The organism is Pseudomonas sp. Pf153, assembly GCF_001269775.1.
Taxonomy (GTDB): domain Bacteria; phylum Pseudomonadota; class Gammaproteobacteria; order Pseudomonadales; family Pseudomonadaceae; genus Aquipseudomonas; species Aquipseudomonas uvaldensis.
The window spans coordinates 97,322-108,070 of the sequence record NZ_LHVL01000029.1 but is presented as its reverse complement, the minus strand read 5'-3'; the positions used below and the strand labels follow the sequence as shown (position 1 = coordinate 108,070).

The 10,749-nt window shown below is 61.7% G+C and carries 10 protein-coding genes; 6 read left to right on the top strand and 4 right to left on the bottom strand.

Going from position 1 to position 10,749, the window contains the following annotated elements:
• Nucleotides 1–27: 27 nt before the first annotated feature.
• The 6 genes from AD666_RS21140 to AD666_RS21115 all read left to right on the top strand — a co-directional run bounded on the left by AD666_RS21140 (nucleotide 28) and on the right by AD666_RS21115 (nucleotide 6,235).
• Entirely contained in the window at nucleotides 28–546 is a 519-nt protein-coding gene (locus AD666_RS21140) for an RNA polymerase sigma factor (protein ID WP_053156243.1), read from the top strand.
• A complete protein-coding gene (locus AD666_RS21135; RefSeq protein WP_053156240.1) occupies nucleotides 543–1,523 on the top strand; it encodes a FecR domain-containing protein in 981 nt (326 codons plus the stop codon). The genes AD666_RS21140 and AD666_RS21135 overlap by 4 nt, the downstream gene beginning before the upstream one ends.
• Before the next feature lie 161 nt (nucleotides 1,524–1,684).
• Entirely contained in the window at nucleotides 1,685–4,123 is a 2,439-nt protein-coding gene (locus AD666_RS21130) for a TonB-dependent siderophore receptor (RefSeq protein WP_053156238.1), read from the top strand.
• A gap of 93 nt (nucleotides 4,124–4,216) precedes the next feature.
• Nucleotides 4,217–5,347, top strand: a complete 1,131-nt coding sequence (locus AD666_RS21125; RefSeq protein WP_053156235.1) for a PepSY domain-containing protein — start codon at nucleotides 4,217–4,219, stop codon at nucleotides 5,345–5,347.
• Entirely contained in the window at nucleotides 5,344–5,523 is a 180-nt protein-coding gene (locus AD666_RS21120) for a hypothetical protein (protein ID WP_053156232.1), read from the top strand. The genes AD666_RS21125 and AD666_RS21120 overlap by 4 nt, the downstream gene beginning before the upstream one ends.
• Nucleotides 5,524–5,605: 82 nt before the next feature.
• Nucleotides 5,606–6,235, top strand: a complete 630-nt coding sequence (locus tag AD666_RS21115; protein ID WP_053156229.1) for a glutathione S-transferase — start codon at nucleotides 5,606–5,608, stop codon at nucleotides 6,233–6,235.
• 181 nt (nucleotides 6,236–6,416) lie between these two features.
• Here AD666_RS21115 and creD read toward each other — a convergent pair whose 3' ends face one another.
• The 4 genes from creD to AD666_RS21095 form a co-directional block, all read right to left on the bottom strand.
• Complete coding sequence (gene creD / locus AD666_RS21110; protein ID WP_053156226.1) at nucleotides 6,417–7,790, bottom strand: cell envelope integrity protein CreD; 1,374 nt, start codon at nucleotides 7,788–7,790, stop codon at nucleotides 6,417–6,419.
• Nucleotides 7,791–7,913: 123 nt separating this feature from the next.
• Nucleotides 7,914–9,332, bottom strand: a complete 1,419-nt coding sequence (gene creC, locus AD666_RS21105; protein ID WP_053156222.1) for a two-component system sensor histidine kinase CreC — start codon at nucleotides 9,330–9,332, stop codon at nucleotides 7,914–7,916.
• Complete coding sequence (creB, locus tag AD666_RS21100; protein ID WP_053156219.1) at nucleotides 9,332–10,012, bottom strand: two-component system response regulator CreB; 681 nt, start codon at nucleotides 10,010–10,012, stop codon at nucleotides 9,332–9,334. The genes creC and creB overlap by 1 nt, the downstream gene beginning before the upstream one ends.
• A gap of 69 nt (nucleotides 10,013–10,081) precedes the next feature.
• Complete coding sequence (locus AD666_RS21095) at nucleotides 10,082–10,588, bottom strand: ATP-dependent zinc protease (protein WP_053156216.1); 507 nt, start codon at nucleotides 10,586–10,588, stop codon at nucleotides 10,082–10,084.
• Nucleotides 10,589–10,749 lie beyond the last annotated feature (161 nt).

Here is a 10,749-nt window from a genome sequence, read left to right as displayed (position 1 = left end):
CGTTACTTAAAACATCGGTGATACTCCGTGTCCTCAATTCCTGGCCCCCACAGTGATCTGGTTGGTGCGTTGTACCGTGACCATCGCGGCTGGCTATTGAGTTGGTTGCGGCGCAACGTGGCTTGTCCACAGCGGGCGGAGGATTTGAGCCAGGATACGTTCGTGCGCCTGCTGGGCCGCGAGGAATTCAAGACTCCCCGCGAACCCCGGGCATTCCTGGTTGCCATCGCCAAGGGCCTGCTGTTCGATTACTTCCGTCGGGCGGCGTTGGAACAGGCTTACCTCACCGAACTGATGCTGATTCCCGAAGACGAACAGCCGTCGCTGGAAGAACAGCAACTGATCCTCGAAGACCTCAAGCACATCGATCGTCTGCTCGGCCAGTTGTCGAGCAAGGCCCGGGCCGCCTTCCTTTATAACCGCCTCGACGGCCTCGGCCATGCCGAGATCGCTGAGCGCCTGGGGGTTTCGGTTCCGAGGGTGCGTCAGTACCTGGCCCAGGGTATGCGCCAGTGCTACATCGCATTGTATGGAGAGCCGACATGAGCCCGGCCCATTCCAAACCGGTGTCCTCCAAAGTCCTGGATACGGCCATCGCCTGGCAATTGTCCCTGGATTCAGGCAGCGGCAGCCCTCAGGATCGCGAGGCGTTCGCGCAATGGCACGCCGCCGACGAAGAACATGCCCGGGCCTGGCAGCAACTGGGCATGCTGGATCAGCGTTTCAGTGTTGCCAGCGGCCCCGCACGGGCCGCGCTGCTGCAATCGAGAGTGAGCATCCGGCGTCGGCTGCGCAAGGCAGGCAGCGGCCTGGCCAGTATTGTCGCGGTCATCGGCCTGGCACTGTTCGCCGGGGAGCGTTTCCTGCCGCTGGATTACTGGCTGGCCGACCAGCGCACCGCCACCGGCGAACAGCGCACCTTGCGCCTGGCCGATGGCACGCTGATCAACCTCAACACCCACAGCGCGCTGAATGTGCGCTTCGACGACCAGCAACGGCGCATCGTCCTCCAGGAAGGCGAGATCCTGGTGGAGACCGGCCACAACGACCCCCGTCCGTTCATCGTCGAAACCCGCGAAGGCAGCCTGCGTGCCCTGGGCACACGGTTCCTGGTCAAGCGCGAAGAAGACGCCACGCGCCTGAGTGTTTTGCAATCCGCCGTGGCGGCCCATCCCCAGGCATCGGCGCAGGAACAGATCCTGCGCGAAGGTCAGCAAGTGTTGATGCGTCGCGATGGCTTCGGATCGACGCAGGCGTTGCCCCTCGGCGCCGATGCCTGGACCCGAGGGATGCTGGTGGTGGACAACGCCCGCCTCGGGGACCTGGTCGATGAGCTGGGCCGCTACCGCCGTGGCTACCTGGGCGTTGCGCCACAGGTGGCCGACCTGCGCATCACCGGCAGCTTCCCGCTGCACGACACCGACCTGGCCCTGGCCGCGCTGCTGCCGACCTTACCGGTGCAGATCGAGCATCACACACGGTGGTGGGTGAAGGTGGGGCCGAGGACTGGGGTCAAGCCCTGAGAGGACTTTCTGTCAGGCAAGCCGTCTTCGCGAAGAGGCCCCTTGGCCTCCCCACAAAAATCCAGACCTGAATCTAAATTATTTTCATCCACCCCTATCACTTTTCAATTTTCATCCGGCATCCAGGCAATTGAGAAATATTTCCATTCAGGAGTCGCCGTATGTCCCGTCCGCTAGACACCCTGTTGCGCCCCAGCCTGTTGGCCGTTGCCATTGCCTTTGCCGCCCCGTTGGCCAGCGGCCCGTTGCTGGCAGCCGAACAGGCTTCCAGCGTGCGCGCCTACAACCTGCCTTCCGCGCCATTGGCCAGCACCCTTAACCAGATTGCCAGCCAGGCCGGCCTCGCCTTGAGTCTGAACCCTTCCCTGGTTTCGGGTAAGCATTCGGCTCCGGTCCAGGGCCAGTTCGATGCCATCGGCGCATTGCGTGAAGCCTTGCGCGGCACCGGCCTGCAACTGGAACAGAGCAGCGCCGGCACCTACAGCCTGGCCGCCGTGCCCGAAGGCGTCATGGCCCTGCCGGAAACCAGCGTGATCGGCGCCGGTATCGGAGAAACCGCGTGGGGCCCGACCGAAGGTTATGCGGTCACCCGCACCGCCGCCGGCACCAAGACCGATACTCCGATTGTCGAACTGCCACGCTCGGTTTCCGTGGTCACGCGCCAGCAAATGGAAGACCGCTCCGTCCTCAACCTCAACGATGCCCTACGCTACACCGCTGGCGTGCAGAGCAGCGGCTACGGCTCGGACTCGCGAAACGACTGGTTGTTGGTACGCGGCTTCGTGCCGACCCAGTTCCTCGATGGCCTGCCATTGCCCAAGGGCAACTACGTGACGCCGAAAATCGAGACCTGGAACCTGGAACGCATCGCCGTGTTGCGCGGCCCGGCCTCCTCGGTCTACGGCCAGACGCCACCGGGCGGCATGCTGGACATGGTCAGCCGTCGCCCACAGGCCGAGAGCAGTCATGAAGTGGAAGTACAGGCCGGCAGCTACGAGCACAAGCAGATCAATTTCGACAGCACCGGCAAGGTCGATGACGAAGGCCAGTTCCTTTATCGGGTCAGCGGCACCGTGCGCGACAGCAATTCCCAGGTCGATCACATTCCGGACAAGCGCTACAACCTCGCGCCGAGCCTGACCTGGAACATCAACGACGACACTCGCCTGACCTTGCTGTCCCAGTTCACCCGCGACGACACCGGCATTACCGGGCAATTCCTGCCATTGCAGGGCACCAAGCTGTCTTCACCGGCGGGCAAGATTTCCCATCACAAGAACCTGGGGGATCCGGAGTGGGAATTCTATGACCGCACCTATTACGCACTCGGCTACGCGTTCGAACATCGCCTGAACGATACCTGGCAGTTCCGCCAGAACCTGCGCTATACCAAGAGCGACCTGGAGACCCAGGGCATCTCCGCTGGCGGACAATTCTGGCCAGCGGGGCCTGACGAGGCGGTAAGCGCCGATGGCACCATCAAGCGCAGCGCCAGTGTCATCGATGAAGACATCAGCCAGTTCGCTGTGGATAACAACTTCCAGGCCGACTTCCAAACCGGCGTTCTCAGCCACACCTTGCTGCTGGGCCTGGATCACCAGCGCTCGAACAGCAATGCGCGCTGGGACTGGGGCTCAAACGGTGTGCCGACCAGCAACATCCACAACCCGATCTACGGACAGGATTTCTCCAACGTCCAGTACTTCACCATGTATGACTACAACCAGAAGACCAACCAGACCGGCCTCTACATCCAGGACCAGATGGCCCTGGACAACTGGCGCCTGACCCTCGGTGGTCGTGAAGACTGGATCCATACCGGCACCGAGTTCCACAACCTGAACAACGTCACCAACACTCAGCGGGACAAGAAATTCAGCGGCAACGCCGCCCTGAGCTACGTCTTCGATAACGGCGTGACACCTTACATTTCTTTCGCCCAGTCCTTCCAGGCCGCGGCCGGCTCGACGGTCAACAGCACCGATGCGTTCAAACCGACCGAGGGTGAGCAGTACGAGGCCGGGATCAAGTACCAGCCCCCTGGCACCAAGACGTTACTGACCGCCGCAGTGTTCGACCTGACCCAGAAGAACAACGCCGTGAGCGAAAACAACATCACCCGCCAGGTGGGCGAAGTCCAGATCCGAGGCCTGGAGCTGGAAGCGTCGGGTGACGTAACCGACAACCTGAAACTCATCGGTTCCTACACCTACAACGACAGCGAAATCACCAAAGGCACCGCAGCCGAAAAAGGCAAGCGCATGGCCCAGGTGCCGCGCAACCAGGCCACCGCATGGGCCGATTACACCTGGCACAACGGCCTGCTGGATGGCTTCGGCGTGGGAGCAGGCGTGCGTTATGTCGGTGACACCTATGGCAATACCACCAACACCGATTGGGGCCATGTCGGCTCCTACACCGTGTACGACGCCTCGGCCCATTACGACCTGGGCCGCCTGAACAAGACCCTCAAGGGGGTTACGGTGGCGGTGGACGCGAAGAACATCTTCAACAAGGACTACCTGTCCACTTGCGACGGTTTCTATTGCTACTACGGCGACCAACGCAACGTCGTTGCTAGCGTGAATTACAAATGGTAATCGGTTAGCCTTTGCGGCAAACCTTTCGAGGGTCGGCCGTGGCGAGGGATTTTCCTCTCGCCACGGCCGGTCCCTTTTGCATCCGGATCCTTCATGAAAAGCAAAACCATCCGCCGCTGGTCGTTCATCCACACCTGGACCAGCCTGATCTGCACGGTGTTCCTGCTGATGCTGGCGATCACCGGGTTACCGCTGATTTTCCATCATGAAATCGAACACTTGCTGGGCGATGCTCCCGAGTTCCGGGAGATGCCCGTCGACACGCCACACCTGGACCTTCAGCAACTGGTGGAAAAAGCCAAGGCCCATCGTCCGGATGAAGTGGTCCAGTATTTTGGCTGGGACGAAGACGAACCCAACGGCGTCATTACCATCATGGCGCCGACGCCGGACACCGAGCCCAACGCCTCCCACACCTTCATGCTCGATGCGCGCACTGGCGAAGCCCTGGAAATGCCTTCCGCCAATGGCGGCTTCATGATGGTCATGCTGCGCCTGCACGTGGACATGTTCGCTGGGTTGCCCGGCAAGCTGCTGCTGGCGTTCATGGGGCTGTTGTTCGTGATTGCCATCATTTCCGGCGTGGTCCTGTACCTGCCGTTCATGCGGCGCCTGAAGTTCGCCACGGTGCGCCAGGACAAATCCACCCGCCTGCGCTGGCTCGATCTGCATAACCTGATCGGCGTGGTCACGCTGGTCTGGGCGCTGACCGTAGGCGTCACCGGAGTCATTGCCGCCTGTGCCGACCTGATCATTGCGGCCTGGCGCAACGACAGCCTCAGCGCGATGGTCGAGCCCTACCGCAACGCTCCGCCGCTGACTCAGTTGGCGCCGGCTACCCACCTGCTCGACATCGCCAAGGAAGCCGCGCCAGGCATGGAGCCCAGTTTTATCGCATTCCCCGGCACGCTGTTCTCCAGCCAGCATCACTATGGCGTGTTCATGAAAGGCAACACCCACCTGACCTCCCACCTGCTCACACCGGTATTGATCGACGCCAGCACCCTGCAGGTCACCGCCGTGGCCGAGCGGCCTTGGTACATGGACGTCATGAGCCTGTCCCTGCCCCTGCATTTCGGCGATTACGGCGGCAGGCCCATGCAGATTTTCTGGGCGACCCTCGACGTATTGACCATTATCGTCCTCGGCAGCGGTGTTTATCTGTGGGTAGTGCGGCGCAAAGCAGCCAGACGGGCAACCGTTGGCGCGGAGGTCGCCTCATGAAACCCCGGCAGTCGAGTTTCTGGAAGGTGTTCGGCGCGCCCATTGCCATCGGCGCTCTTTGCGCGGCCGGATTGTTCAGCGCATTGCTGGGCGACGGCCCATGGGACGCGGTGAGTTGGCTGGGGCTGGGCCTTCCTTGCGTATTGGCGATGTGGGGACTGGTCCCCCGTCGCTGAGTCATCCGGCGTGTCCCATTTGCCTTGAGCCCAAGGTAACGCGCTATGCTGCGCAACCAGTCCCATTGACCGAGACGCTGCCATGTCCACACCCAGCATGACGCTGTTCTACAACCCCGCCTCCCCCTTCGTTCGCAAGGTCCTGGTGCTGCTGCACGAAACCGGCCAGCAGGATCGCGTGGCGTTGCAACTCAGCCAGCTCACGCCGGTCAAGCCGGATCGGGCGCTCATCGATGACAACCCGTTGAGCAAGATCCCGGCCTTGCGCCTGGCGAACGGCAGCGTGATCCATGACAGCCGCGTCATCCTCGACTATCTCGACCACCAGCACGTCGGCAATCCGCTGATTCCCCGGGATGGCGCGGCCCGCTGGCGGCGCCTGACCCTGGCTTCCCTGGCCGACGGAATCATGGATGCGGCGGTGATGATCCGCTACGAAACCGCCCTGCGTCCCACGGAAAAACACTGGGACGAATGGCTCGATGCGCAACGGGACAAGATCCGCCGCGCCCTGGGCGTGCTCGAAGCCGAAGCCATTGCAGAACTGGCCAGCCATTTCGATGTGGCGTCCATCAGCGTGGCCTGTGCCTTGGGCTACCTGGACCTGCGCCATCCGGACCTGGAATGGCGCAAGCACAATCCGCAATTGGCGGCTTGGTTTGCCGAGGTGAGCTTGCGGCCTTCGATGGTGGAGACGGTGCCCAGGGTCTAGATCTGCATTGACCGATCCGGCCTCTTCGCGAGCAAGCCCGCTCCCACAGGATCTGCGCCGTCCCTGTGGGAGCGGGCTTGCTCGCGAACGGGCCGACACGGATCCAAAGGAAACAACCCGCAAACCAGCGCCACCAGGGCTTCCCCCAACCGCTGATCCTCACGCAACCCCAACGACCGACTCATTTCACCTCTCCCAGATCGAAGGTCATTGCGGCAGCAGGCTTGGCCCCCACTCCGTACCAGTCCAGCTTGCGGGTCAGCACCATGAACACCCCCAACAGGCCGAACAACAGTAGCGAGCCCATCAACAGCGCGTAGTCCTCGGCGCTCAGCAAGCCGTAGAGCAAGGCGTACAGCGCCGCCAGCCCCGCCGAGAAGCCCAGGCCATGGCTCACGCTGCGCAGCACATGGCACACATAGAATCCAATCAGCAGCACACAGGCACTGGCCGACAACAGGTACGCCAGGGCAAAGCCGATGTGCTCCGACAGTGACAACAGCAACAGGTAGAAAAACGCCAGCGCCACGCCCACCAACGCGTACTGGACCGGATGCACCGCCAGGCTTTTGAGCACTTCGAAGAGGAAGAAACCGGCAAAGGTCAGGGCCACGAACAGCAGCGCATATTTAATCGCCCGATCACTCTTGAGGTACTGATCCACCGGATCGATGAAGCTCACCCCGAAGGCCCGGCTGCGGAAGGTTTCACAGCCTTCGCTCGACACACAGTCCGCCAGCGCTTCTTCGAGGTTGGTGGAAAAGAACGAAGTCTGCCAATCGGCACTGAAACCCTGCTCGTTGATTTCGCGATTGGTCGGCAAGTAATGACCGATGAAGCTGGGGTGCGGCCAGTCGGCGCTCAAGTGCACTTTGCTGGTCTTGCCCACCGGCAAAATCTGTAGCTCGCCAGTGCCTTGCAGGCTCAGGTCGAAACCGAAGGTCAGCTCGGCGACATTCTGGCCGTTGACCATCGGCAACGGCACATGCACCCCCTGCCCCAGCCAGCCAACCCGCGAGCCGGGCAGGAAATCGACGGTCTGTTGGTTGAGCGTCATGGTCAGGGCATTCTCGATGCCACGGATGTCGCTGATGCCCACGGTCAGGTAGGGTTCGTCGAAGCGGTAATCGGCCACTTCCTTGGCTGACAGACCAAAGCGCTCGGGCACCTTGAAACGGCCATCGATCCGGCTCGCAGCATGGAACAACCGCGCCTCGTAAATACCCCGGGCACGGGTTTCGGTCCGGACCTGACCGTCGAGCTCGAATTGCTCCGGCAGGAAATACAACTCGCCCTTATGCTCGACGGTTTCCAGGAAACGCACACCGGTCTTCTCGTTGGTGTTCCAGACCCGCACGTCCTTGCGAAACGGCACCACAATCATCGGCCCGATGAGCTGCTGGCTGTGGCTGGAACTGCTGGCAATCTCCTGCAACACGCCATCACGCAGGGACTGGCGCTCATCGATGAGCCCGCTGATCATCAGCAGCGGGATCATCAGCAAGAGAATCAATAAGGCGATCATGCCCAGTTTTATGGCGAGACTGCGGTTCATGTGGGGCTCTCCCTGTTCGAATGGGGAGAGTCTGGCGAGCTTGTGTGGGGTGTTTATGGGGTGAATGTGGAGATTGTGTGGAGACTGTACGGGACCTGCTCGCGAAGGCCGCACCGCGGAATTTCAAGGCAACCGCAACACCACCTCCACCCCACCCTCGACATTGCCGATCCCGAACTCCCCGCCGTGCAACTGCACCACTTCCTCCACGAAATTGAGCCCCAGGCCGGTGCTCTTGCGACCGCTGTCAGGGCGTGGCAAGGAGTAGAAGCGCTCGCTCAGGCGTGGCAGGGCGTAGTCGGGAATCGGATCGGCCAGGTTGAACAACCGGATTTCGACACGGCTGCCGATACGCTCGGCGCTGAGGCGCAACAGTCCATTGGCAGGTGTGAAGTCCAAGGCGTTGTCGAGCAGATTGCCCAGGGCCTGGCGCAACAGAAAGGCTTCCCCGGTCAGGACCAGGTCACGGGCAATGCGGCATTCGACGTTCAACTGACGACGCTCGATCCAACCACCCCGAGCCTCCAGCAACTCATCGAATAACGCGGCCAGCGGCACGGCGACGACGTCCTCCAACCCTTGGCGCTGTTCGACCTGGGCCAGGTTGAGCAGTCGCTCGATCAGCTGCTGCATGCGTACGCTTTCGTTGTCGATGTTGCTGACGAAACGTTGGTGCTGGGCTGCCGGCATGTCGCTTTGCAGCAGCTCGGCGGCGCCGCGAATAGCCGCCAGCGGGCTCTTGAGTTCGTGGGTCAGGGTATGCACGTAACGCTCGACATACGCCTTGCCTTCGAGCTGCGTGCGCATGTGCTCCAGGGCATGGGCCAGCTGTTCGAATTCGCCGCCGCGATAATGCGGCACCTCCACCCGTTGCCCCTGGCTGACGGCCTGGGCATAGCGCGTCAAACGGCGCAGCGCCGAGCTGAGCCACCAGGACAGCAGGGCTCCGAGCACCAGGCCCAGGCCGATCAGCCCCGCGCCATAGAGCAGCAATCGCCGCTCCGTGCGGTCGATATAGGGTTGCAACGAGCTGTTGGGCTTGGCCACGGTGACCACGCCGATGATCCGACCGTTATCGCGGATCGGCGCACCGACATGCATCACCGAGGAGGCCGGGTCATCAGCGATGCTACGGGACGAGCGAGCGCCATACTGGCCGCGCAGGGTCAGGTAGACGTCGTTCCAGCGCGAGTAGTCCTGGCCCACCGCGACGCCGCTGGAGTCGAGCACCACGATGCCCTTGGCATCGGTAACGTAGATACGATGGCTGACCTGGTTCTTCGGCAACCCCCAGATCGTCGCCGCCGGCTGGCGCTCACCATAGGCCTTGAGCAGTTGGGGCCATCGATTCTGGTTGAGGGTGCCGGCCTTGAAATCGTCCCGCAGGATCTCGGCCATCAGATTGGCCGTGTCCACCAGGGTTTCCTCGGTGGACTGGCGCACCCCGGGGCGGATCTGTTCGATCACCGTGCCGAGCACAAAATACCCGGTCAGGCCGATAAAGAGCACATAGACCAGGAAAATCCGGATCCCCAACGGCATCAGCTGTGCCCCGGACTGTAGCTGTAGCCCAGGCCGCGGTGAGTCTGGATTGGCTCAGCCTCGGCCCTGACCAGGCGAAGCTTGGCGCGTACGCTCTTGATGTGGCTGTCGATGCTGCGCTCGTAGCCGGCATCGCTGGCCACGCCCAGGGCGTCGAGCAATTGTTCGCGACTGAAGACCCGCTCCGGTTGCTCCAGCAGGCAGTTCAGCAAGCGGAATTCATGGCGAGTGAGGTTCAGCGGTTTACCGCGGTAGCTGATCTGCACCCGATCACTGTCCACCTGAAACAAGGCCATGCCCGGCTCCGCGGCAGGCCTGGGCGCCACCCGCTTGAGAATTGCCCGGACCCTGGCCGCCACCTCGCGAGGACTGAAGGGTTTGACCACGTAGTCGTCGGCACCGATTTCCAACCCCACCACCCGGTCGATCTCGCCATCCCGAGCTGTCAGAAAGATGACCGGAACCTCGCTGAAACGTCTGAGATTCTTGCAAGTTTCAAAACCGCTGATATCCGGCAGGCCCACATCGAGGATGATCAAGTCCGCCGGGGTGTTTTTCTGGTGCTCCAATGCAGCTGCGCCAAGGCTCACCCAGGTGGTGTCGAAACCCTCGCCTTGCAGCGCAAATACCAGCGTATCGGCAATGGCGGCTTCGTCTTCGACAATCAGAATATGAGGCATGTCTTGCGAGCCCGACAATAAAGTTGCCGGAACGGTGCCCCAACCCTGGGGGCACGTCAATCGGGGAAATCAGCAGTCAGGCTTGTCCGCCGTGAAACGTCGGGCCGGGTTCACCGCCGCACCGAACTCGCGCATGGCCTTGGCACCGATCAACAGCGGGTAATTGAAGCTGCTGCGGTCGGTCAGGTTGACCTCCACGGTGCGTTTGATGTTGCCCAGGCACATCTCCAGCTCGACTACCGGACGCTTGCTGGGAGCGATTTTCTCGTCTTCGTCCTCGTCTTCTTCGGAACGGGTCTTGATCTTGCTGATCCGTGCGATTTTGTGCTCGTAGAGCTTGTTACTCGCATCCTTGGTGGCCAGGCGGAACCGCACCCAATCATCACCGTCGCGGGTAAAAGTTTCGATGTCCTTGGCTGACAACGAGGCCGTCAGGGCGCCGGTGTCCATCTTGGCCTTGAGCACTTCGCCGCCGATTTCCGGCAGCGCAATATATTCGTAGCGCCCGTACAGGGTCGGCTCGGCGGCCAACACTGGAAGGGTTATCAGGGAAAACAGGGCGAGGAAGGATTTCATGTCATAGAGCTTCCTGTGTGAGGTGGCTTTTAGACCATGGCCTGGCCATTGGTTTCATTACGTCGGGAGCACAGCCTACCCAAAACGATGTGAAACAATCGTCTACGGCGGATTTGGCCTGTCGGCCGAAGCTGCTTATCATGGCCCGCCTATCTGTTTTC